The following is a 24333-nucleotide window of genomic DNA, read 5'->3' on the forward strand; positions in this document are numbered from 1 at the left end:
AAAAGCAATGAGCGTAGGCTCATTGCTTTTTTTGTTTAACTTGCTTTATCCAAGTCTCTTTTAAAACGTGGTTTCTCTAAATAAGTTCCCAGTCTCCACACATATTCCACTGGCCCCATTCGGTATTTCTGGAGCCAATAGGTGCTAACGAATAATTGAATTGTATAAATTCCGATGGTTAAAAGAATACCGAAGAAATAGCCGGTTTTCCCGTATAAGCCAAATCCATATGCGTAAAAAATGGTTGTTGCGATAATAGATTGCGCTAAGTAATTACTAACGGACATTTTCCCCATGTTCGCCATGTATGTTAGTAGACGGGTTGCTTTTTTGTAATGGAATAATAAAATGATTGTGCTTCCGTAAAAGAAGGTCATAGTTACTGGTGTAAGGCCATCTTGTAACATAATTAAAACCGGGTGTTTTATGAACATAGCTAAGATTTTAATTGTAAAAGAGAAGAGACCGGTGGCAAACCATATTTTTTTGACAGCAGGTATATGTTTACTGACCTCAAATAGCCAGCCTTTTTTCCCTACATACATTCCGAGTAGGAACAGTGGAGACATAAAAATTATTGCGAAAACTGATATGAAAAATAATCCGAATGCACCGTCAATTCCCATGTAATCAAAAGGATTTTCAGTCAATCTAAAGTTGACGTGATCCATATAGCTTCCAGTTTGATGGACTTTATGTTCTTTTTCAGTATAAGATGCGAAATCATTTATATTTGTAGATGGATCAGTTTGATAAGACATAAGTGTAATAAGTGCGAGTAGAATAATCGCCCAAATAAGCAAAGTTTTCGGTTTTCGATTGATGAATATCATTAAAAAAATCCCGATTATTCCGTATGCAAATAAAATATCTCCCTCCCAAACAAAAGTGCCGTGAATGTAGCCGAGTAGTAAAAGAATGATAATACGTCTTATGTATGTGGGGAAGAATTTTTTTCCTTTTGCGATAATACTTTTTTGTAACAAAATAATGCTAAGCCCAAATAGAAAAGCAAATAGGGATATAAAGTTATGTGTGCCGAAAAATTGAATAAACCAATTAGCACCTTTATCAAGATCGCCAAATAGATAAGTTGGTTTTTCACTGGTGAAGAACCCAAATTGAATTAATGTCATATTGACTAGTAAAATGCCAAACAAAGCAAAACCACGAATTGCATCAACAGCTTCTACACGTTGATTCATTTTTCCTCTCCTCGTATATTCGTTTTTATATTGAAAATAATACCATTTTATATCTGGCACTATGTCAAATATGAGGAAATTTAAGGTGATTTTAAGATAGAGAGCAAACAAAAAAATCACCTTAATACATGTATTAAGGTGATTGAAATATTACTCAGCTGGAGGCGTAAATGTACGTTTCTCTAATTCAGCATCTAGCATAAACAGTGCGTTTGAATCGCTTGTAATACGTTTTAATTTTTGAATGATGCTATCGAATAAAGCTTCTTCTTCAACTTGTTCGTCAACGAACCATTTTAAGAATGTAATTGTTGCATGTTCACGCTCGTCCCAAGCGATATCAGATAAGTTGTAAATACGTTTCGTTACTTCACGCTCGTGCTCAAGTGCGACTTCAAAAGCGTTTAATACAGATTCGTATTCGTTATTCGGATTATCAAATCCAGTAATAATAGCGCGCTCTCCGCGGTCATTAATATAGTTGTAAAGCTTCATTGCGTGGAAACGTTCTTCTTCAGCTTGTACAAGGAAAAAGTTAGCAAATCCATCATAGCTCTCAGCTGTACAGTAAGCAGCCATTGCCATATAAGCATGGGCAGAGTAAAATTCAAAGTTCATTTGTTCATTTAATGCGTCGTGCAATTTTTTTGATAACATAAAATCCCCCTTAGTATTGTGACAAGAATATTATACCATAATTGATAATATTCTCATTTAGATACTTCGAACCTTTTTGAAAGCTTTGCGACGTGTGCGTCCATAATGTCTTGTAAGTCTAAATCATATTTTTGCGAAAGAATAATAAGGTTAGATAGTACATCGCCAAGTTCTTCTTTTAGTTCTTGTTTTAGCTCTTCTTCTGTTTTCGCATCTTCATCAGGGCGATCGCGGCCAATTTCAATAGCACGAACGACTCGTGAAACTTCCCCAACTTCCTCGGTTAAGAAATTTAAGCGAATAAAGGCATTATACTGTGACCAGCTTCGTTTTTCGTAAAATTCCTCAACCCATCTTTGAAATGCAACGATATCCATTTCTTCCTCATCTCCTCAATATGTTGTACAATTTAAATTGTATCATAACAATATATAGTTTCGGGGTGTAGGAATGAGAAAGATTTGTGTGTTTGCAGGTTCTAATTTAGGGGAGAGACCAGAATTCAAAGAGCAGGCAATTCAGTTAGGTAAAATGTTTGTTGAGAACGAGTATGAGCTTGTATACGGTGGTTCATGCGTTGGATTAATGGGAGAAGTAGCAAACGAAGTTCTTCGTTTAGGTGGACGTGTAACAGGTGTTATGCCGCGCGGTCTATTCCGAGGAGAAATTGTGCATACAGGATTAACAGAATTAATTGAAGTAGAGACGATGCATGAACGTAAAGCGAAAATGGCAGAGCTTGCAGATGCTTTTATTGCGCTTCCAGGCGGATACGGAACGTTTGAAGAACTATTTGAAGTTGTATGTTGGTCGCAAATTGGTATACATAATAAGCCAGTTGGTTTATTAAACATAAAAGATTTTTACGGACCAATTTTGCAAATGGTTGAACGTGCAGCAGAAGAAGGATTTATGAATTCATCAAATAAAGAATTGATCGTTTCAGCTGAGACAGCAGATAAACTAATTCATGCAATCCAAAATTATGAGCGTCCTGTTTTGGGAACGAAGTGGAAGCAACTATCATAGCAAATACGGAAACACGGAAACACATGTCGTTTTAATTTAAGATGGCATGTGTTTTTAATTTAGTTAAATATATCAATGTTTATATGTAATGTTTTGGGGAAAGGAGAAATAGATGGAGGAGTTCGTATATTTACGTCCGGTTTTTAAAAGTATTTTAGCAGCGTCTATTCTTGTTATGCTAATTGTTTTGAGACAGAAGAAAGAGTTGATTAATGAATTTTCGCTTTGGTTTATCTCGGTATTGTGTATCGGTGTTTCAGCGATAACGTTGTTTATGTCCGGATTTATCGTTGATGAGTATAATCTAGGTGGAGATCCACAATCGTTTTGTATGTTTATTGCGATTGGTTGTATTAGTGGTCTGAATTTCATTATTTATTACAGAAGGCAATAAAAGAGGCATTCCATATTACTTTGGAATGCCTTTATCATTTTGATTGCTTTGTTTTTTATACAGGTACCAGCCACCCCAGCCGCCACCAATTGCTACGACAACGAGGAAAGCATAGTCCTTAACCTCGACACGTATATTGAAAATATTAGCTATAAGTAAGAGAATCCCAACTGTTATTAACGCAAAAAATGCTCTAATTAAGTAGTCTTTCAACTGAACCACTCCCGTCATTTAAGTAGTAAATGATGAATTTGGAAAAGCTAAAGGGTGTTTCCTATATTTTAACATAGATGAGATTGTAATATATTGATAAAAGTAGGGGAGAGGGGCGCTGATATTGTCGTGATTTGTCGGCAAATTGATATCCTTTGTCAAATCGTTGATATATTGCGGGTAATGATCGATATAATGAAAAAATCGTTGATATATTGCGAGTTATGATCGATATATTTGAAAAATCGTTGATATAATTTCGTGTACCGTTAAGTGCGACCATTACATAAAAAAGCGACTCTAAACGAGCCGCTTCCGCTTTTAATTATTATTGATTCAAGAACGCACGTAGCATCCAAGCGTGTTTTTCTAGTTCTGTGTAGATGCCTAGTAGTAGGTCAGATGTCATTTCATCGTCAGAGTCTTGAGCGATTTCCATGCCTTTTTTCAGTTCGACTAGCATCATTTCGTAGTCTTTCATGATTGCTTCGACCATCCCTTCTGCAGTTTCTCCGTATGCTGCTTCTTGAATAGAAGATAGTTCTAAGTATTCTTTCATTGTTGCTACTGGTTTGCCGCCAATTGCTAAAATACGTTCTGCAATTTCATCGATGTGAGTAGCTGATTCTGTGTAAAGTTCTTCGAATTTCTCGTGTAATGTGAAGAATTGAGGTCCTTTTACGTACCAATGGAAGTTGTGAAGTTTTGTGAATAAAACGCTCCAGTCTGCTACTTGTTTGTTTAATACTTCGATTACTTGTTTGTTCATTATGATCAATCTCCTTTTGAGTTGTTATGTGATATCAATTACTAATTTATAATCATTATAATCTAGTAATATCTATAAATCAACCCTTTTGCTGGAATTAATTTGAACAAATTATGAACTGTTGTAAATAAAAGGCCCTATTACGGTGAAGTAATAGGGCCTTTGTTTGAGATATGGCTCTTGTTCTAAACGAGCCGCTTGTGCTTTTAGTGATATCCAGCTCCGGTGACTAGACCAGTCGGTCATTTCGCTCTCTCGCTCGAAGCAAAAAGCGCTTCAAGGTCGAGAGCTTGAAGTGTCCTGCGATTCTGAACGAGCCGCTTCCGCTTTAAATGATATCCAGCTCCAGCGGCTAGAACAGTCGGTTGTTTCAATCCTTCATTCGAGGCAAAAAGCGCCTCGTAATCAGGAGTTCCAACACCCTCCTGTTCTGAACGAGCCACTTCCGCTTTTATTTGTTAAACGGCCTTTTGTTTTTCTTCTACATCCTGCCCATCCCAGCACTCTGTATTCTTTAAGCCAGGGATAGAGTTTGCAACGAAGACAGGATCTTTTCCTTGTTTCTTTTGCTTCAAATAGTCTACTAATGCAGCGTAAGCAAATTTGCTAAGGAATGAGATGGCAATTAAGTTTGTGAATACCATTAGTCCCATGAATAAATCAGCTAAACTCCAAACTGTTTTAAGAGCAGCGATTGATCCGAAGAATACCATTCCGACAACTGCAACACGATAAATCATTAACCATGTTTTGCTTTCTTTAATGAATGCGATATTTGTTTCACCATAATAGTAGTTTCCTAGAAGTGAACTGAAAGCGAATAGGAAAATAATAATTGCTAAGAAGGTGCTTGCCCACGGTCCAATTTGTGAACTTAATGCGTTTTGTGTTAATTCGATACCTTCTAAATTTGATCCTTTGTAAAGTCCAGAACATAATACGATAAATGCTGTTGATGTACATACTAAGAATGTATCTACGAAAACGCCTAACGCTTGAACAAGCCCTTGTTTTACAGGGTGAGATACATCAGATGTTGCTGCTGCATTAGGAGAGCTACCCATTCCCGCTTCTGTAGCGAATAAACCGCGCTGAATTCCGAACTTGATTGCTGCTCCAATACCACCAGCGATGGCTTGGTCTAAACCGAATGCACCGTTAAAGATTTCCATGAAAATGCTTGGTAACATACTGAAGTTGTTAATAACGACAAAAATAGCCACGCCGATATAAACGATTGCCATTGGCGGAACAATCATTTCTGTAATACGTGAAATGCTCTTAATGCCACCAAAAATAATAACTGCAACTAATAAGGCTAATAGAGCTCCTACGATTGTTCGCTCTAGTCCAAAAGCATTTTCAAACGCTATTGTTACTGTATTTGCTTGCACTGAATTGAAAATTAATCCGTACGCAACTGTAATAAGAAGTGAAAACCAGACGCCCATCCAGCGTTTGTTTAACCCTTTTTCCATGTAATATGCTGGTCCACCACGGAACCTACTTCCATCTTTTACTTTATAAATTTGCGCAAGTGTACATTCTACAAAACTAGTAGCTGCTCCGATAATTGCGATAAACCACATCCAAAATATTGCGCCAGGTCCACCCATTGAAATTGCTAATGCTACACCAGCTAAGTTTCCGATACCGATACGTGCTGCTGCACTTAAGCAAAATGCTTGGAATGGTGAGATGCTATCTTTCTTTTTTTCTTTTCGATTAAACCCTTTACTAATTAAGCTGACCATCTCACTGAAATGAGTAATTTGGACAAATTTTAATTTAAAAGAGAAGTAAAGACCGAAGCCGATTAGCATTGCAATAAGAATATATGACCATAAAATATTATTCGTTACCTCAAGGAATCTGCTAAAGATATCAACCATATAATACACTTCCTTTTTTTCGTAATAAGAAAATTATATGCAAAAAATATACGAGAATCAATTTTTCTAAAAAATTATGTTACTTAAATCATTTTTGTGTTATGATTATGTTACATCGTAATATTTTTAGAATTATTTACATTTTAAAAAACTAAATTTAAAGCGAGAAGGTGGGGATAATTTGAAAGAAAATTCTTTATGGAAAGTAAGCCTTGAGAGTTTGAAAATGAGAAGTAATATATTTTTTATCATTACATCTTTAAGTATCTTTTTAGGGTCCACTTATTATTACAATAAAAGATTTCCAAATCACAAATATCCTGAGTGGTTAGAATTTCTAAAGTTGATTGGATGAATAAAAGACAGAAAAACAGAAAATTAAAATAAATAAGTTATGGAGGAGCTAAAAATGAATATTAGAGAAAGTGAACTTCCAGGTATTGGTTATAAGTTTCAAATCGTTACGAAAGGTAACGAAAAGATGGTAATTGTCATTCATGATGATGGTCGTAGAGAAATGTATCATTTTGATTCAGATCATGAAGAAAGCATCTCAAGTATTTCGCTACGTGACTCAGAGGCGAGACAAATCGCTGCAATATTAGGTGGAATGGTATATAAGCCTAGGGCGTTAGAAAATGTTGAGATGGTTTTTGAAGGTTTAGCGATTGAGTGGTTCAAAGTGGAGAATACAGCTCCAGCAATCGGAAAAACAATTGGCGATCTTGAAATAAGAAAAACATATAGCGTAACAATAATCGCGGTTATGAAGAAGAACATGAAGAAGTTATTTAATCCAGGACCAGAAACAGTAATTGAAGAAGGAGATATGCTTGTAGTTTCAGGTGAGAGAGAAGAAATTAAAAAAATCATTAATGAATTACTTTCAAATAGGGGGGACTGATTAGATGGATACGTTAATTTTTGAAGTTGGTACAGCTTTAGTTTTAGTGGCAATTGCAGCAGTAATTGCTGGGAAATTTAAATTCTCAGTAATTCCTTTTCTAATCGTTCTTGGAATGTTAGTAGGACCGCATGCACCGACAATAGGTGTTATCGATCTCAAATTTATTGAAAGTGCAAGTGTAATTTCCTTCCTTGGACGGATTGGGGTTCTATTCCTTCTATTCTATCTAGGATTAGAATTTTCAATGAAAAAACTAATTAAATCTGGACGCTCTATTGCGATTGGCGGAACGATTTATATTTTAATTAACTTTTCACTTGGTTTGTTATACGGATTTATAATGGGATTCCCATTACTAGAAATCTTAATTATTGCGGGTATTATTACGATTTCTTCTAGCGCTATCGTTGCTAAAGTGTTAGTGGACTTAAGAAGAACTGGTAATAATGAAACCGAATTAATTTTAGGAATTATTATGTTTGAAGATATATTCCTTGCTGTATATTTATCAGTTGTTTCTGGTTTAGTACTTGGAGATCACGCTTCCTTCTTAGGTGCCCTTACTTCAATTGGAATTGCTTTAGGATATATGCTTCTATTCTTTATAGTAGCTAGAAAGGCTACGCCGTTATTAAATAAATTGCTCAATATTAGCTCAGATGAAATCTTTATTATTGTAGTATTTGCTTCATTATTCTTCATTGCTGGTTTTTCAGAAACAATTCACGTTGCAGAAGCAATTGGAGCACTTCTTCTAGGATTAGTTTTCTCTGAGACAGAGCATAGTGACCGAATTGAACATCTTGTTGTTCCATTTAGAGACTTTTTCGGAGCTATTTTCTTCTTCAGCTTCGGGCTAAGTATTGATCCGTTCTCATTAGGCGGAGCGATATGGTTAACGTTAGGTGCTGTCCTTCTTACGATAATCGGTAACTTTGTAGCAGGAATGATTGCAGGAAGACAAGCTGGATTATCTCATAAAGCATCAACAAATATCGGATTAACAATCGTTTCAAGAGGAGAGTTCTCCATCATTATGGCTAATATCGGTATCGCCGGTGGTTTAATGTCAGTACTGAAACCATTCTCAGCACTATACGTGCTTATACTATCCATTTTAGGCCCACTTTTGACAAAAGAGTCGAAGAATGTATATAAATTCTTAAATAAAATCTTTAAGTGGGATACGAAGACTAACTAAACTAAATTTTAAAAAATAAAAGTACAAGATATTTCCTGCTTGTACTTTCATTTTTGTAATGAAAACAGTAAAGAGAGGTACATGATGTTAGGAGAGTTGATCCATTCGGTTTTAGTTTTTTTAGAAGGACTTGGTTATTGGGGAATTATGCTTGGATTAATGCTAGAGGTTATTCCAAGTGAAATCGTATTGTCTTATGCAGGTTATTTAGTATCAACAGGAAGCATTACATTTTGGGGCGCTGTCGCGTTCGGTACAATTGGTGGTGTAATTGCACAACTATTCATTTATTGGATTGGTCGATATGGAGGAAGACCTGTTCTTGAGCGATATGGAAAATATATTTTAATTCAGAAGAAACATATTGATTATGCTGAAGATTGGTTTAATCGTTATGGAACTGGCGTTATCTTTACCGCACGTTTTATTCCGGTTGTGCGGCATGCTATTTCGATACCAGCGGGTATTGCGAAAATGTCACATGCTAAGTTTATTACGCTAACTACATTAGCTGTTATTCCGTGGTCAATTGTGTTTGTATATTTAGGTTTTAAATTAGGAACAGAGTGGGAAAGTATTAATAAAGTTGCGGGGCCATATGTGAAATACTTTGCACTTGCTGCTATTGTTTGTGCAATTGGTTATTTTGTATTAAAAAAAATGATGAAAAAAAAGTGATTACAGAAAAGGAATCTATGTCGACGTAGATTCCTTTTTTATTGGCATTTTTTCAAGGATGAAAGAATACGTTTAATATTTACCATATTGTGGCATACATATAGAAAAAGGGTGCTTGGAAAGGGGAATAAAGAGAAATGGAACTCCAGTTTCAAAATGTATATCAACAGGTAGAGAATTGGTATGTGTTGGATTCGGAGCTTCCTTGGGATGTCAAAAAGTTGAGAGAGGATTTGTTTTCTCTTATTGGAGTATGTAAAACGCCCGTTATTTTTTGTGATACGTGTGATGCAAATGATGTGCTTCTATCATTAGGGGAAGAGGAAGAAGAGTTCCTATTCCCAGTAGGTGGTTTTTATCATAAAGAAAAGCAATTAATTTTCGTTTGTATGTGGGAAGAGTATGATCAAGTTCTCAAAACGCTACTGCATGAATTCCGCCATGCGATGCAGCATAAGAGAGATATATTGTATGTGGGAAGTGAACGGTACGAAGAGCGGTGGATTGAAAAAGATGCGAGGAAGTTCGCGGAGAGGAAATTGGATGAATATAAGAGTAGAAAGTTAATGTAAAGCATAGTGGAGAAATAGCGCTGTGCTTTTTGTACTTATTAAAAATAAGCATTTGACTTTTATTAAGTTTAGTTCTAAACTAATGATATGAAACAAGCGAGGTGATGAAATGAAAACAGAAGATAGACTAGGGCTACTATTATGGTTTCGTTTGTCACGCTTTTATAATAAGAGTATTCGTGAGACGAATCAGCATTTGAAAAAATGGAATATATCTGCCGCCCAGTTTGATGTGTTAGCTCAAGTTGGAGGACATAATCGTTTAACGCAGCAAGAACTTGGAAATAAGCTATTTGTTACGAAAGGAAATGTAACGCAGCTTTTAAATAAAATGGAGCAGCTTGAGTGGATTTTGCGTGAACAAGAGGGTACTACGAAATATATTTCTTTAACAGAAAAGGGAAGAGCTTTATATGAGGAAATCGTCCCACCTCAAGAAACGTTCCAAGCAGAGAAGTTTCATAATTTAAATATAGAGGAACAAAAGCAGTTATTAACACTATTAAAAAAGTTACAGTAAGAAAAAATTTTAAAATAAATCTCGAATTCGAGATAGTATGAGGTGAAGGATATGTTTAGAAAAGTTGATCATAAAAATATGGGCAGAGCAAATCATGGTTGGTTAAATACACATTTTCATTTTTCTTTTGCCAATTACTACAATCCAAATAACATGAACTTCGGAGCGTTACGTGTTATTAATGATGATCTAGTAGCGGCGCAAACTGGTTTTGATATGCATCCGCACCGTGATATGGAGATTATTTCTTACGTTGTAGATGGTGCTTTAACACATGAAGACAGCATGGGAAATCGCGGAACAATTGAGCGTGGACATGTTCAATATATGAGTGCTGGCACGGGTGTATTTCATAGCGAGCATAATTTAGGCGATGAAACGCTGCGTTTATTACAAATTTGGATTTTACCAGACCGCGCAGATCATAAACCAAACTATGGTGAGTTTAAATTTGATTGGAGCAAGCGTGAAGATGAATGGTTCCATATGGTATCTTCAGTAGAAGGAAATGCACCAATTCAAATTCACCAAGATGCGAATTTATATTCTTTATCATTAGAGGCTGGAAAAGAAATTCATTTTCCAGTGAAAGAAGGCCGTCAATTGTACCTTGTACAAATTGAAGGAAGCAGTGTAATAAATGGTGAAACGTTTGTTATGCGGGATGCAGCAGAATCTGTAGAAGAAGATATTCACATTCAAGCGAAAGAGCAATCACACTATTTAGCAATTGAATTGAAAAAACAATAAAAGGTTTATAGAAAAGAGGACATCCGATAGATGTCCTCTTTTTTTGATTGGAATTGTCTGAAAAATGTTTCTCAAATTTTTGGTAGAGGTATCGGCTGGGAAAATAAGAATTGTATAAAAGTGTCAAAAATCTTTATGGGAATGGGGAATGTTATAGTGAAAAAGCAAGTCATTTCATCAGCATTAGCGTTAACTGTTATCGCCGGGGGATTTGGAGCGTTTGGGGCAACGACAACGAAAGCGGAAGAACAAAAAATTCAATATCATCAAGAATTTAAAACACCTGCATACATAGGTGAAGAATGGAAAGCACCGGAAGGACTAGATAAAAAAGAGACAGTCTTTCAATACTTAGAGAGTAAGAAAGATATGTTTAAATTAGCAGGAAATATTGAAAAGCATTTTAATATCGTTGGGGAAGAAAAAGACGCTGAATCTGATACGACACATGTGAAGCTAGTTGAGAAACATAATAACATTCCTGTGTACGGTTCTGATCAAACTGTTACACTTGATAAAGAGAATAATGTAAAAGTATTCTTCGGACAAGTTATTCCGAATTTAGATGATAAAAATATTCCTGCAGCTGCAAGCATTACTGCGGAACAAGCAGAAACAATTGCAAAGGCAGATATTGAGAAAGAAATTGGTAAAGTAAAGAGTTATGATGGTGTGAAAAAAGATTTATTTGTATATGAAAAAGACGGTAATTACTACCTTGCATACTTAGTTAAGGCATCGATTTCAAAACCAGCTCCAGGGTATTGGCATTATTTTGTTGATGCAACGAATGGAAATGTTATTGAGAAATATAACGCTGTAGATAACATTACTGGATTTGGTTACGGAGTATTAGGTGCTAGACAATCATTTGAAATTGCTCAAGATACGAAAACAGGACAATTCAACTTGTTTGATGGTAAACGAGGACAAGGTGTTCATACATTTGATGCAGAAAATATGGACGAGAACTGGTTTAATTTATTCTCACAATGGCTTGGATATACAGGAGAAGAAGTTGAAAGTAAATCTAAGTTCTTCGAAGATAAAGCTGCAGTTGATGCGCATGTAAATGCAGGAAAAGTATATGATTACTACAAAAAGACATTTAATCGTAACTCTTTCGATGATAAAGGTGCGAAGCTTATTTCAACTGTTCACGTAGGGGAGAGCTGGAATAACGCAGCTTGGAATGGTGTGCAAATGATGTACGGTGATGGCGATGGAAAAACGTTCATTCCATTATCTGCTGGACTTGATGTTATCGGTCATGAATTAACGCATGCTGTAACTGAACATACAGCAAACCTTGTTTACAAAAATGAGTCAGGGGCGTTAAATGAATCGTTATCTGATATTATGGGTGTTATGGTTGAGAAGAAGAGCTGGGATTTAGGTGCTGATATTTATACACCTGATAAACCTGGTGATGCACTTCGCTCTCTTAAAGACCCAGCGTCTATTCCAAATCCATTAAAACCAAGTGAAGGTTACCCAGATCACTATAGTAAACGTTATACTGGAACAGCTGATAATGGCGGTGTTCATATTAACAGCAGTATTAACAATAAAGCTGCATATTTAGTATCTGAAGGCGGAGATCATTACGGCGTGAAAGTAACTGGTGTGGGCCGTGAAGCGACAGAAAAAATTTACTACCGTGCTCTTACGAAATATTTAACTGCAAACTCTGACTTCAAAATGATGCGTCAAGCTGCTCTTCAGTCAGCTGAAGATTTATATGGTAAAAACTCTAAAGCTGTACAAGCTGTAACGAAAGCTTATGATGCAGTAGGTGTAAAATAATAAGAGAAAAGACCTGACATCCTAGTCAGGTCTTTTCTTTATCCCGCTATCCGCAAATGATGAAATTTCCACTTTATTTAGTCGCGAATACCTAATGCGATTTTCGCCATACGTGACATACGTTCTTTCGACCACGGTGGATTCCAAACGACATTTACTTCTATTTCATTAACTTCAGGTACGTTTGTTGATAATACTTTTTTAACGTCTGATACGATTTGCCCAGCCATTGGACAACCGATAGAAGTCATAGTCATCGTAATGACAGCATTATTATTTTCATCTGCTGTAACATCATAAACTAATCCAAGATTAACGATATCAACACCTAGTTCAGGGTCAATAACAGCCTCTAAATTGGCAAGTAATTTATTTTCAAATGCTTCTTGTGACATAAGCAGCCCCTCCTACACTTTAATGATATCGATTCTCATTATAACGGAAATGAGCATAATGTGCAGGAAATGAGCTCAAAAAAATATCCCTCTTTCAAAGAAGGGATATTTTTTGAACATCTATTCTGTTTTAAAATGAGATACGAGTTGATCTAACTCTTCAACTGTTTGTTTCATTTTTCCAGCAGTTACTGCCATTTCATTCATAACAATAACTTTCTGTTCAGCAGATTGTGCCGTTGCGGCAGTTTCGCTCGATACTTCAGTAGAGATAGAAGCGATGTTATTAAGTGAAGCGTTCATTTCTTCAGCACTTGCAGCCATTTCTTCAGCAGTTGCTGATATATCTTGCATTTGAGTAGATACTTTATTTACTTGTTCTACAATTGTTGTGAAAGAAGTACCAGCTTCACGAATAACATTGATACCTTCAAATGCTTCAGAACGGCCTTGAGACATCATAGAGCTAGCAGTTTCTGTATCATTTTGAATTTGATGTAGTAATTGATTAATGTCTGTTGCAGCTGTTTTAGATTGTTCAGCAAGTTTTCGAACTTCGTCAGCTACGACAGCAAATCCTTTTCCTTGCTCACCAGCACGAGCTGCCTCAATAGAAGCATTTAAAGCAAGTAAGTTTGTTTGCTCAGCAATATTAGAAATAGATTGTACAGCAGTATCAATATATTTCGTATGAGTGATTAGACGTTCAACCACTTCTGACGTAGCATTTACAGCTTCGTGTATTGTTGTCATTTGTGAAACAGATTTTTGGATAACGGTACTGCCATCGCTAGCATGTTCAGATGTGGCAACAGCAAGTTCCGCTACAGATGAAGCAGATTCAGCAATGCGCTGAACACTTACTGCCATATCATCCATTGCAGTTGAACTTTCTTCCATACTAGAAGTTTGTGATTGAATACTTGCATTTAAGTTGGACATCGAGCTTTGGACTCTTAATGTCGCCTCACGTGATGTATTCGTTTTTTCTAGCATATTTTCAGAAGCGGTTTGTACTTCCACTGATGTTTTTTGAACACGATTAATAATATGTTGTAGGTTTTCTAACATTTTATTAAATGATGTTGCGATAGCACCTATTTCATCGTTGCTATTTACTTGTAGACGTGCCGTTAAGTCACCTTCTTGAGAGGCCAATTCTTTTAGTTTCGTGTCAATTTGTTGAATTGGTTTCACCAGTTTACCAGAGAACCACCATGCAAGAATAATTGCAACGATAATACATACAACAAGTGATAAGAAAATAACATATTCGATTAAGAGTGCAGATTGATCAATTTTTTCAATAGATTGTTCACGTAATTTAGCTTGTTCATTACTGTAATTTGTGAAGTCACCAATTACTTTATAGACCGTTCCGTTTTCTGAAGAAGCTACTTGTAAAGCTTCTTCCCATTTTTGTTCTTTTGCAAGAGTGAATACTTTTTCTTCAATGAACTTTCTCCAAGTAGACCCTAATTCCATTGTGCTTTTTACGGACGAAGAAAGATTTGGATTAGAAAGAAGTTTATCTTTTGAGTCCTCAAGACGTTTACTCATCTCATTAAACTTGTCTAATTCGACTTGATCATGTTGTAGTAAATAACCTCTTAAAGCAGAGAGCTGTACTTGATAAGCGTCTCCACGCTCTTTCAATTCTGTTGCCAGTGGAGAAATTTCTTTTTGTAATGTTTCAGCTTTACGAGATTGGTCGATAGCAAAAAATAAAATAAATGCTAAGGCGACACCAAATAAAGCGCAAATCGTTCCCATCATGAACATAAGTTTTTTTCTGATACTTACAAAATTCATATAATTAAAAGCCTCCTTTGTGAAATCTTAGTATTAGAATTAATAAATGTAAAAAATTGAAAGAAAGCTTTACTCCAGTTGGAATAAAGCTTTCTTATTTCCTTTAGGAATTATAGCAGACGGAATGAGAGATAGAAAGAGATATTTTAAAGTGAAAAAAGAGAGACTGTAAAACTTTCATTCCTATACCTTTGAGCTCGTGTCATTTTCACTTTAAGCGTTTGTTTTGAAATGAGAGACGAGAACTTCAAGTTCTTGTACGATTGTTTTCATTTCAGATGATTTGTTAGCCACGATACTCATTTTGTTTACTTGATCACCAGCCGAATGCGCTGTTTGTGATGTTTCTGCAGCAACTTCGTTTGAAATAGAAGCGATATTATTTAAAGCTGCGTTCATTTCTTCAGAGCTTGCAGCCATCTCTTCAGCAGTTGCAGACATTTCTTGCATTTGTGTAGAGACTTTGTTAATGTGGTTAACAATTTCTGAGAATGAAGATCCGGCGGTACGAATAACCGTAATTCCTTCAGAAGCTTCTGCTTGACCTTGTGTCATCATATCATTTGCTATTTTTGTATCAGCTTGAATTTGATGAAGTAAATGGTTAATGTCAGTTGCGGCTAGTTGAGATTGTTCAGCAAGTTTTCGAACTTCATCGGCAACAACAGCGAATCCTTTGCCGTGTTCACCAGCACGAGCTGCTTCAATAGAAGCATTTAAAGCGAGCAAATTTGTTTGGTCGGCGATATTTGAAATAGATTGAAGTGCAGTATCTATATGATTTGTATGTGTAATGAGCCGCTCAACTACTTGTGATGTAGCGTTAACAGCTTCGTTAATTGTATGCATTTGTGTAATAGATTTCTCAATGACTTTATTCCCATCATCTGCTTTTTCTGAAGTTGTGACAGCTAAACTAGTAACAGAAGAGGCGGACTCAGCGATACGCTGAACACTCGTTGCCATGTCATCCATTGCGGTTGAACTTTCTTCAATGCTAGAAACTTGTGAACGAATATTGTGTTCAAGAGCATTCATAGTTTCTTGGGTTCTTGCGGTATTTTCCATAGAAGCGGTTGTTTCGATAAATACATTTTCGGAAGCTTCTTTTACACTTGTTGATGTTTGTTGAACTTGTTTTATTATATGCTGTAAGTTAGTGAGCATTTGATTAAAGGAATTTGCAATGTCACCAATTTCATCTTTACTTGTTACGTGTAATCTAGCCGTTAAATCTCCGTCTTGAGAAGCTAATTCTTTTAACTTCTCATCAATTTGTCGAATTGGTTTAACGAGTTTACCAGAGAACCACCATGCTAATAAGATAGACGTTAATGTACATGTAATAAGTGAGAAGAAAATAATATATTGAATAAGTGATGAAGAAGACTCGACCTCAGCAATTAATGCGTCACGTTTCTCATTCTCTTCATTTGTATATTTATTAAAACGACCTAAAAGATCATTTACATAATCTGTTTGTGATAAAGCAATTTTGGATGCTTCGTCCCATTTTCTTTCACGCGCAAGAGGTAGTACCTCATTATCTATGACGCTACGCCATTTTCCACCCATTAAAATAGCTTCTTTCATTCCTTCTGGGAGCTTCTTGTCACTTGTTACTTTCTCTCTAGTATCAGCTAATTTTTTCCCTTCTCGATTGAACTTATCTAATCCTTTTTGATCATGTGATAGCAAATATTCTTGTAAACCAGCAACTTGTGCTTGGAACCAATCGCCACGTTCTTTTAAAATCGTCGCTCTTTTTGATACATCATTTTTTAACGTTTCGATTTCACTTGCTTGATTCATGGCGAATGAAAGAATAACAATAAGAGCAATACTAAATAAAGAAGAAATGCTTAAGAGTGTGAACAGTAGTTTTTTTCGAATACTAACATATTTCATCGTTACCCCTACCCTCATTTAAACTATTTATTATGATTTATAGATATTTAAAACAAAATTAATAAAAACATTATTATGAAGTTATTAATCTGTTCAATGAAAATTATAGCAGATAATGGAAGGAGTCAGATTAGTATTAGAAAAAGTTCTTAAAATGTATACATTTGCATATCATAAAATTCATAAATAAATATTAGAAATGCTATTGAAATTTGAAATGACATCATGTATACTTCTAATTAATTGATAACGATTATCAGCATCAACTAAAAACATTACTCTTCGTTATGTTGGTCATACCCCTTTTTGACGACGTAAGTCAGAGACGAAATGTTGAAATATCTTGTGTCCTATTCTACAGAATTATGGTAATCTCCAACCTCAACTTATATGCGTGAGCATGCAAAAAGGATCCTATCCGTGAAGGGATCCTTTTTTGCATGCTGTCGCAATTATTGTATATAGACCAGGGATACGTTCTTCGATTCCTTCTGGTGCAGTAGAAGGAAAGACCCATCTTTGATGAGATCCATGTTCTTCAACTAGTTTTTCGATTTTAAAACGTTCTTCCGCAAGTGTTGTAATGATTTCTCCTAGCGTCCAGCGACGGATGGTTGTTTTAGGTAGCGATTCTTTCTGTGCTTCTGTAAGAAGGATGCTATAAGCAACATCATCTTCAATTAATTCTTCATCGAAATAATTTCCATTGGACTGAAATGATGGGTGGTCGACTCCTAATAATTTTGTGTAAACAGGATGATAGTCACGAAGTATAAGCATTCCATCTCGCTTAAGTAAAGTAGCAATTTTTTGAAAGAGTGGTTTTAAATCTAGAAAGTAATGGAGTACACCAAGTTCCAGCAATACGATATCAAATGATTCGGAGAGCTGCACATTTAATACATCAGAAACGACATACTGGATAGAGACACCTGCTGCGTCCGCAAGTTCATTTGCATATTTTGCATTACTTGCTGAAATATCAACAACTGTTACGTCAGAGCCTAAAAGGGCAAGTGCGACAGCTTTATTTCCTTTTGAGCCGAGTAAGTTAATAATACGTTTTCCTTTTGGAGATTGTATGTAAGGTAAATAATGTGCTACTTCGCGTGTGGGATCTTCCATAATTTTTTTTGCATAATCCTCTGGCGCCCCATGGCGATTCGTCCAAGCTTCATAAGCAGCTGTATTCCAGCTTTTTTCATTTATAGTGCTTAGTTGTTTTTGGTTCAATGTTATCACTCCTTTTGTGAACGTATAGGTATTCGGCGGGAGGATGGGATTTCCTTTTCGTTCTGGATAAAAGTTTGATTTTTCTGTGATTAAGTCGTACAATACTTGTTATACGTAAAAGCGTTGAAAAGGAAAAGTAGGATGAACACATTCTTTCCAGAGAGCTTCGGTAGCTGAGAAGAAGCAAGAATATTCATTTGAACAATGGCCTTTGAGCTTCGTCCTGAACTTATCAAATGATAATAGTAGGCGGCGACGAGAGTTGGTACTCGTTATCAAAACCACAGTATAAGAGCATAGAGCTCCGTACTTGTTAAGGCTAATTATGTGAGTAATTGGCGAAATAAGGTGGTACCGCGACTGTTTATACAGCCCCGCCCTTATCTTTTTTAAGATAGGGGTGGGGCTTTTTATATTTTAAAGGAGGAATGTAAGATGAGTATTTTTATTGGGGGCGCTTGGCCGTATGCGAATGGTTCATTACATCTTGGTCATATTGCGAGTTTATTACCTGGAGATATTTTAGCACGTTATTACCGGTCAAAAGGTGAGAATGTGCTGTATGTTTCAGGAAGTGATTGTAATGGAACACCGATTGCAATTAGGGCAAAACAAGAAGGTGTGACGGCGAAGGAAATTGCTGATCAGTATCATGAAGAGTTCCAGCGATGTTTTCGTAGCCTTGGTTTTACTTATGATTGCTATACACGTACAGATAGTGAGCACCATCATGAAACGGTTCAAAATGTTTTTTTACGTTTATTAGAAGAAGGACATATTTATAAAAAAATAGTGGAACAAGCGTATTGTGAAACGTGTACGCAGTTTTTACCGGATCGTTATGTAGAAGGAATATGTCCACATTGCCATGAAGCAGCAAGAGGAGATCAATGCGATGCGTGTTCTGCTATTTTAGATCCACTCGATTTGTTAGAAAAGAAATGTAAGTTATGTGGTAGTACACCATCTGTACAGGAAACAGAGCATTTCTATTTCGCATTGCATACATTTCAGGAGCAAATTAAAAGGGCTGTAGAAATTGCCAAGCAAACAGGGACATGGCGCGACAATGCGATTCAACTAACAGAGAGATATGTAAAGGAAGGATTACTAGATAGGGCCGTATCACGTGATTTACCAATTGGAGTACCAATTCCAGTAGAAGGGTATGAAGATAAGAAAGTTTACGTATGGATTGAAGCAGTGACAGGCTATTATTCAGCGAGTAAACATTGGGCTGAAGAAACAGGGAAAGATGATCAAGAGTTTTGGGATAGCGAAGCGAAAACATATTATGTGCACGGAAAGGATAATATTCCGTTTCATTCCGTCATTTGGCCAGCGGTATTACTTGGAATAGGGGAGGAAGCAATCCCGCGTCATATCGTTTCGAATGAATATTTAACAGTTGAAAAAAGAAAATTATCTACAAGTAAAAACTGGGCAGTATGGGTGCCTGACATATTAGAACGCTATGATCCAGATTCTATTCGTTACTTTTTAACCGTCAACGCACCAGAAAATCGCGATACTGATTTTTCATGGCGGGAATTTATTTACAGTCATAATAGTGAATTATTAGGTGCATACGGGAACTTTTTGAACCGGACATTAAAGTTTATCGAAAAATATTATGGTGGTATCGTGCCGAAGGGAAGTATTGAGGTAGAGCTGAAAGATAAAGTAGAAGGATTATATAAGCGTGTAGGAGAGGCGATTGAGCAAACTAAATTTAAGGTGGCGCTAGAAACAATATTTGATGCAGTACGTTTTGCAAATAAATACTTTGATGAAAAGCAGCCTTGGAAACAAAGAGAAGATGATCCAGTTTCATGTGAAGAAACGATTTATAACTGTGTGTATCTTATCGCTAATTTTGCAAATCTCCTTGAACCGTTTTTACCATTTTCAAGTGAAAGAGTTCGAAACACATTGTCGATTGTGAAACGAAATTGGGAACCGCAAAATACGTTGCCAAGTAGAATTGATAGCGTACAGCCATTATTTGAGCGAATCGATGTAAAACAAATTGAGCATGAGATAGAGAAGCTGTATGGAGCGGTAAAATGAGATAGAGAAAAAGACCTTTCAAGTAAATGAAAGGTCTTTTGTTATGCAGTATGATTCTCTTTCTTATCTTTCAAAAAGAAAAGTACAGCAAGGATTACAAGAATAATAGCTGCAATATCATACGTTATTTTAAATGTAGTATTAAAGTTTAAGTACTCTACGAAAGGAGTTTTCACTGCTCCTGCATATATACAAACGGGAATGAGAAGTAAATCGTAAAATTTCTTTTCTTTCATATATCTTATTAGGAAGAAGATACACATAATAGCAAAAAATACGATGCTTAAAATAGTCATTTATACCTCCAGATAAATTTACTTATTTTAATTGCAGTTATATCTTTTATATAAATTCTGTATTTTTTCAAGCGCTATGCACGCGATTTTGTTTCCTTTCTTTCCTAGCCGTAAGCAGCTGAGGAGTGAAGATCCCAACTAATATGAAAATAATTCCAATCCACTGCATGAACGTTACGACTTCATGTACAAGTGTAATAGAAGCAATAATAGCAGTTGGTAATTCAGCTGCACCTAATATTGTACCAAGCCCTGTTCCAACCTTTGGTACACCGATTGAAAAACAAATGACAGGTACAACAACGCCGAATAATCCGAGGAAGAAAGCATATTTCCATAGACCGGCTTGCAAAGCACCGTCTGTTAAAAAGGTTGGCGGAAAGAATAGGCATACGATAAGAGTAGCGCTTGTTGTCATAAGGAAGCTTTTCGTATAAGGCGGAACATCCGTAGCGACGCGCCCGCTTGCAAAAACATAGAATGAAAAAGAGACAGCAGCTAATAGTCCAAAGATAATCCCTTTCGTAGAAAAACTTTGTCCGAGCCCTTCAAATACACCACCTGCAAACAATGTACCAGCAAATAAAATAAGGATAGATATAATCTTATCGCGGCTTGGAAATGTTCGATTTGCAATTGCTTCGATAATGACACCAATCCAAGTGAACTGAAAGAGTAGGACGACAGCGATAGATGCGGGTAGTTCTTCTACAGAAATAGCGTAGAAAATCCCGGTCATACTCATTGTTGTTCCGACGGTTAGTAAGGAAAAGAATTGTTTTTTTGTTACTTTATGACGTGAAAAGAAAAGAACGAGTAGAAATAGTCCAATCCATCCGAAGACATATTGTCCCCCTAATAGTTGATGTGCTGAAAATCCATTTATGAATCCGAGTTTGAAAATAGTTGAAAGTATGCCATAGCTGCAAGCACCGAATAAAACGAGCAATGAATATTTAAACTTTTCCATAAAAAATCCTCCTTTTAAGTAATAAAAAACGCCCGCTATCCAAATAAGGATAACGGGCGAACGAAACAGAGTCATATACTCTACAAAATTCCGCCACTCATACGAAGTATGAATTTGGGGTATGAAATTGTAGTAGGTTTTTACATTGCTTTTGGGAATACAATAGAACATTTTACACCTTGAGGCGTGTTTTGTATCCCATAAGGAAACTGATGTTTATCTAATATTTGTTTCACGATATATAATCCAAGACCACTACCTTGTACTAAACCGTGTTTATCAGGGTTTGCGCGATAGAAAGGCTCAAATAAATGAGCAAGTTTATCTTCATCAATCTGTGAACCTGTATTTAATACTTCTAATGCGTAACCATTTGGTTTTTCATAAAGCTTTATATATACGTGCTGATGGTCAATTGTATAATGAATTGCATTTGAAATAATGTTAAAAATAGCAGTTTGAATAAATTTAGGATCAGCTAAAATTTGTACGTCGTGTTTAATATTAGATTGTACATTTAATTGTTTTACAGATACAAAGTAATCTACTTTCTTCATAACATCCTCAATAATATTAGATAAAGAAATGACTTCTAAATTAGGTTTAAATTGAGGGTTTTGTATTTTGGATAATTCCGACATTTTTTCCGTTAATATGTTAATGTCTTGCATCATCTCGTAGGAACGTTTCAAATACTTATCTCTATCTTTATAAGCTCCAATTCCGTGAATCATGCCATCTAGTTGTCCCATAACGGCTGCGATTGGTGTTTTTAATTCATGGGATACCATAGACATAAATTCTTTACGAGATTGTTCTAATTGTTGTTCCTTCTTGAGCTCATTTCTTAAATCTTGATTGCTTGCATGTAAATTCTTCACAATATTTGGTACTTGTGAAGCAGCTACTTGCAAATTAAAATCTGTTTGATCTGTATTTTTGTTAAGTAGCTTTTTATCTGAGAAATCAAGATTCATAATATCTTTTAAAGCATCGCTCATATATTGAAAAGGTTTGGCAATTAGTTTTGTATAAATTAAAGATCCGAGTAGTGATAATGCAAGCATTGTCGCGCCAATATGTGGAGCTAATTGCTGCAACGCATCTGCTAACTTTGGATTATCATTTGTATCATTTGTTTTACTTGCTGCATTTTGTGTATGTAAGGCATCATTATTAGCGGCTTTCTTTTCTGCTTCTGTAGGCGGATTAGAAGTGCTATTTTTCCCCGAAAGATTTTGTGTATGTTCTTTTGCCTTTACAGTTTGGCTAGGCTGCAAAAGGTGATTGATAGCTGTAGAAAGAGATTTATAATCTATAATAGAAGATTGGAAATTAGAAATGCTCCCCTCTGACACAGCTTTATTTTGCTTCGTTTTACTTCCGTCGTTTTGCTTATCTGAATCGGCCTGTTCTGTAGTCGGCGTTCCATTTTCTTTCGCAAAACGTTCTTTATCGTAGTTTGAAGCTAGAAAGTAAATAATTTGATAAAGACAAAGTGATAAAAGAATACAAAATAATAAGGTTTTGATGAAAATATTTTTGGTGATGTTGTCTTTGCTACGATTCGATTTTGTAGCCAATGCCTTTCACCGTTTTAATATAAGGAATTCCTAATTTTTTTCTTAAGTTTTTAATATGTGTATCTATAACTCTTACATCACCATAATGTTCATAGCCCCATACCTTATTCAACAAATCACTTCTTGATAATACTTTTCCTCGATTTTGCAGTAAAGTATAAATAATTTCAAATTCTTTTGTTGTCAATTCAATTTGATTACCATGAACATAAGCTGCATATGCTGTAGAGTTTAACATCAATTCATGGAATTGTAGTATAGTTGCAGCTTCTGCTTCCTTCGTTGCTGCCCTTCTTAATACAGCCTCTACACGCTTAATAAATACAGTATAATGGAACGGTTTCGTAATATAGTCATCAATACCTAACTCAAATCCTTTAATTTCACTTTCTTCATTATGTAAGCCTGTTAACATAATGATTGGTACATCAGATTGTCCTCGCATAATTTTACAAATACTATAGCCATCTATATCTGGTAACATTACATCGAGGAGGACAAGATCGTATGAATTTTTTTGGAAAAGAAGAATACCTTCTGTTCCAGCACCAACTACATCAACTGTAAAGTTTTGTGCCATTAGAAATTCACGAATAAGTTCTTGTATATCTGGGTTGTCTTCAATCACCAGTATATGCGTCATAGTAACACCTCCTAAATAACGCTTTTTACTGCAATATTCGAATTCATCATTTTCCGAGTGACTCAGATTGTTTATACATATAATAAGCCCCCGCTATAAAATAATCATGAAGGTAGCAAGGGGAATAGTTTAGTGTTACTGAATAGTTCAGAATTACAGTAGTTCTATTATAGTATGTATTATAAAATTTATAAAACATTATAACTGTATAATTTTAATATCTACGTTTATCAATGTTTAAATATTAGCTAATCAAATCTATTCCTATTATATATGTAAATACAGTTGTTTTGCTACTGTAAATGAATAAATAAAATAAGCCAAGACATAAAATTCTTGGCTACACATAAATCTTGTTTTTAGGCTATTTTACAGTGACAGTAGCTTGTTGCTGAACGCGCTCAAATAACCAGTGTATATCATTGTTATACATACGAATACAACCAAGTGTTGTCCATTTGCCGATTGCTTGATTATTGTTAGTTCCGTGAATCGCATAAGTTGTTCCGTAAGTTCCTGCCATATTTAATCCGAGCCAACGGTCACCAAGTGGATTACGTGGATCGCCGCCTTTAATTTTGCCTGTATAATAAGGGCGATTTTTAATTTTATTTACGATTTGAAAAGTGCCTTTAGGTGTAGGTGTTGCAGCTTTTCCAGTAGCGACAGTAAAACTTTTTATAAATTTTCCATCCTGATAATAATCCATTTTATTTAACTGAGTGTCTACGATTAATTGATCTTTCGTTGTAGCTGCCTCTGCGCTAGAGAATGGAAGAGTTAAAAATCCTAATGATAATAGTGCGCTTAATAATAATTTTTTCATTGTT

At 35.6% G+C, this 24333-nt stretch carries 25 protein-coding genes and 1 other annotated feature; of the genes, 10 read left to right on the forward strand and 15 right to left on the reverse strand.

Annotated features, from left to right (window positions below):
• Positions 1-35 precede the first annotated feature (35 nt).
• From ACTFN4_RS16740 to ACTFN4_RS16750, 3 genes are all read right to left on the reverse strand, one after another.
• Complete coding sequence (locus tag ACTFN4_RS16740; protein ID WP_439962549.1) at positions 36-1205, reverse strand: DUF418 domain-containing protein; 1170 nt, start codon at positions 1203-1205, stop codon at positions 36-38.
• Positions 1206-1355: 150 nt separating this feature from the next.
• Positions 1356-1862 (reverse strand): ferritin, encoded by a 507-nt coding sequence (locus ACTFN4_RS16745; protein WP_439962550.1) that lies wholly within the window; start codon positions 1860-1862, stop codon positions 1356-1358.
• A 53-nt stretch (positions 1863-1915) separates the two neighbouring features.
• Entirely contained in the window at positions 1916-2239 is a 324-nt protein-coding gene (locus ACTFN4_RS16750; protein WP_000355744.1) for a MazG nucleotide pyrophosphohydrolase domain-containing protein, read from the reverse strand.
• Positions 2240-2327: 88 nt separating this feature from the next.
• Here ACTFN4_RS16750 and ACTFN4_RS16755 point away from each other — a divergent pair, with 88 nt between their 5' ends.
• Both ACTFN4_RS16755 and ACTFN4_RS16760 read left to right on the forward strand, forming a co-directional pair.
• A complete protein-coding gene (locus ACTFN4_RS16755; protein WP_002184032.1) occupies positions 2328-2891 on the forward strand; it encodes a TIGR00730 family Rossman fold protein in 564 nt (187 codons plus the stop codon).
• Positions 2892-3003: 112 nt separating this feature from the next.
• Positions 3004-3285, forward strand: a complete 282-nt coding sequence (locus ACTFN4_RS16760) for a hypothetical protein (RefSeq protein ID WP_000390910.1) — start codon at positions 3004-3006, stop codon at positions 3283-3285.
• 15 nt (positions 3286-3300) lie between these two features.
• On the opposite strand, the gene ACTFN4_RS16765 is transcribed toward ACTFN4_RS16760, so the two are convergent.
• The 3 genes from ACTFN4_RS16765 to ACTFN4_RS16775 form a co-directional block, all read right to left on the reverse strand.
• Positions 3301-3498 (reverse strand): hypothetical protein, encoded by a 198-nt coding sequence (locus ACTFN4_RS16765; RefSeq protein WP_000656312.1) that lies wholly within the window; start codon positions 3496-3498, stop codon positions 3301-3303.
• A 328-nt stretch (positions 3499-3826) separates the two neighbouring features.
• Entirely contained in the window at positions 3827-4267 is a 441-nt protein-coding gene (locus tag ACTFN4_RS16770; RefSeq protein WP_001041895.1) for a Dps family protein, read from the reverse strand.
• Positions 4268-4725: 458 nt separating this feature from the next.
• Positions 4726-6159, reverse strand: coding sequence for an alanine/glycine:cation symporter family protein (locus ACTFN4_RS16775; RefSeq protein WP_000227591.1), 1434 nt, complete (start codon positions 6157-6159; stop codon positions 4726-4728).
• Positions 6160-6568: 409 nt separating this feature from the next.
• On the opposite strand from ACTFN4_RS16775, the gene ACTFN4_RS16780 reads away from it, so the two are divergent.
• The 7 genes from ACTFN4_RS16780 to ACTFN4_RS16810 all read left to right on the forward strand — a co-directional run bounded on the left by ACTFN4_RS16780 (position 6569) and on the right by ACTFN4_RS16810 (position 12593).
• A complete protein-coding gene (locus ACTFN4_RS16780) occupies positions 6569-7063 on the forward strand; it encodes a cation:proton antiporter regulatory subunit (protein ID WP_001026075.1) in 495 nt (164 codons plus the stop codon).
• A gap of 4 nt (positions 7064-7067) precedes the next feature.
• Positions 7068-8267, forward strand: a complete 1200-nt coding sequence (locus tag ACTFN4_RS16785) for a cation:proton antiporter (protein WP_000380223.1) — start codon at positions 7068-7070, stop codon at positions 8265-8267.
• An 84-nt stretch (positions 8268-8351) separates the two neighbouring features.
• Positions 8352-8945: a DedA family protein gene (locus tag ACTFN4_RS16790; RefSeq protein ID WP_000900214.1), complete on the forward strand. Its 594-nt coding sequence runs from the start codon at positions 8352-8354 to the stop codon at positions 8943-8945.
• A gap of 137 nt (positions 8946-9082) precedes the next feature.
• Complete coding sequence (locus tag ACTFN4_RS16795) at positions 9083-9517, forward strand: DUF3920 family protein (protein ID WP_000422806.1); 435 nt, start codon at positions 9083-9085, stop codon at positions 9515-9517.
• Positions 9518-9626: 109 nt separating this feature from the next.
• Positions 9627-10037 carry a MarR family winged helix-turn-helix transcriptional regulator gene (locus tag ACTFN4_RS16800; RefSeq protein ID WP_000845467.1) on the forward strand — a complete coding sequence of 137 codons (411 nt, stop codon included), beginning with the start codon at positions 9627-9629 and terminating at the stop codon, positions 10035-10037.
• A gap of 51 nt (positions 10038-10088) precedes the next feature.
• Positions 10089-10787: a pirin family protein gene (locus ACTFN4_RS16805; RefSeq protein WP_000488927.1), complete on the forward strand. Its 699-nt coding sequence runs from the start codon at positions 10089-10091 to the stop codon at positions 10785-10787.
• A gap of 156 nt (positions 10788-10943) precedes the next feature.
• On the forward strand, positions 10944-12593 hold the full coding sequence (locus tag ACTFN4_RS16810) for a M4 family metallopeptidase (RefSeq protein WP_439962574.1): 1650 nt from the start codon (positions 10944-10946) through the stop codon (positions 12591-12593).
• A 77-nt stretch (positions 12594-12670) separates the two neighbouring features.
• Here the strand turns inward: ACTFN4_RS16810 and ACTFN4_RS16815 are convergent, their stop codons facing one another.
• From ACTFN4_RS16815 to ACTFN4_RS16830, 4 genes are all read right to left on the reverse strand, one after another.
• A complete protein-coding gene (locus ACTFN4_RS16815) occupies positions 12671-12988 on the reverse strand; it encodes a metal-sulfur cluster assembly factor (RefSeq protein WP_000076422.1) in 318 nt (105 codons plus the stop codon).
• Positions 12989-13108: 120 nt separating this feature from the next.
• The gene (locus tag ACTFN4_RS16820) at positions 13109-14800 is read right to left on the reverse strand and encodes a methyl-accepting chemotaxis protein (protein WP_001012211.1); all 1692 of its coding nucleotides are present in this window, start codon (positions 14798-14800) and stop codon (positions 13109-13111) included.
• A 213-nt stretch (positions 14801-15013) separates the two neighbouring features.
• Positions 15014-16708, reverse strand: coding sequence for a methyl-accepting chemotaxis protein (locus ACTFN4_RS16825; RefSeq protein WP_439962551.1), 1695 nt, complete (start codon positions 16706-16708; stop codon positions 15014-15016).
• Between the two features lie 414 nt (positions 16709-17122).
• Positions 17123-17941, reverse strand: a complete 819-nt coding sequence (locus tag ACTFN4_RS16830; RefSeq protein WP_439962552.1) for a class I SAM-dependent methyltransferase — start codon at positions 17939-17941, stop codon at positions 17123-17125.
• 114 nt (positions 17942-18055) lie between these two features.
• Positions 18056-18326, forward strand: a binding site (T-box leader).
• A gap of 50 nt (positions 18327-18376) precedes the next feature.
• Here ACTFN4_RS16830 and metG point away from each other — a divergent pair.
• Positions 18377-20011 (forward strand): methionine--tRNA ligase, encoded by a 1635-nt coding sequence (gene metG / locus ACTFN4_RS16835; protein ID WP_439962553.1) that lies wholly within the window; start codon positions 18377-18379, stop codon positions 20009-20011.
• A 41-nt stretch (positions 20012-20052) separates the two neighbouring features.
• Here the strand turns inward: metG and ACTFN4_RS16840 are convergent, their stop codons facing one another.
• From ACTFN4_RS16840 to ACTFN4_RS16860, 5 genes are all read right to left on the reverse strand, one after another.
• Positions 20053-20307 carry a hypothetical protein gene (locus ACTFN4_RS16840; protein ID WP_000154129.1) on the reverse strand — a complete coding sequence of 85 codons (255 nt, stop codon included), beginning with the start codon at positions 20305-20307 and terminating at the stop codon, positions 20053-20055.
• Positions 20308-20374: 67 nt separating this feature from the next.
• Positions 20375-21277 (reverse strand): EamA family transporter, encoded by a 903-nt coding sequence (locus ACTFN4_RS16845; RefSeq protein WP_000410484.1) that lies wholly within the window; start codon positions 21275-21277, stop codon positions 20375-20377.
• 140 nt (positions 21278-21417) lie between these two features.
• Positions 21418-22860, reverse strand: a complete 1443-nt coding sequence (locus ACTFN4_RS16850; protein WP_000201958.1) for a sensor histidine kinase — start codon at positions 22858-22860, stop codon at positions 21418-21420.
• Complete coding sequence (locus tag ACTFN4_RS16855) at positions 22838-23503, reverse strand: response regulator transcription factor (protein WP_000148833.1); 666 nt, start codon at positions 23501-23503, stop codon at positions 22838-22840. The genes ACTFN4_RS16850 and ACTFN4_RS16855 overlap by 23 nt, the downstream gene beginning before the upstream one ends.
• Positions 23504-23867: 364 nt before the next feature.
• Positions 23868-24329, reverse strand: coding sequence for a L,D-transpeptidase (locus tag ACTFN4_RS16860; protein ID WP_000735063.1), 462 nt, complete (start codon positions 24327-24329; stop codon positions 23868-23870).
• Positions 24330-24333: the final 4 nt, after the last annotated feature.

The sequence above is a fragment of the Bacillus cereus group sp. MYBK95-2 genome (assembly GCF_051915225.1).
GTDB classification, from domain to species: domain Bacteria; phylum Bacillota; class Bacilli; order Bacillales; family Bacillaceae_G; genus Bacillus_A; species Bacillus_A cereus.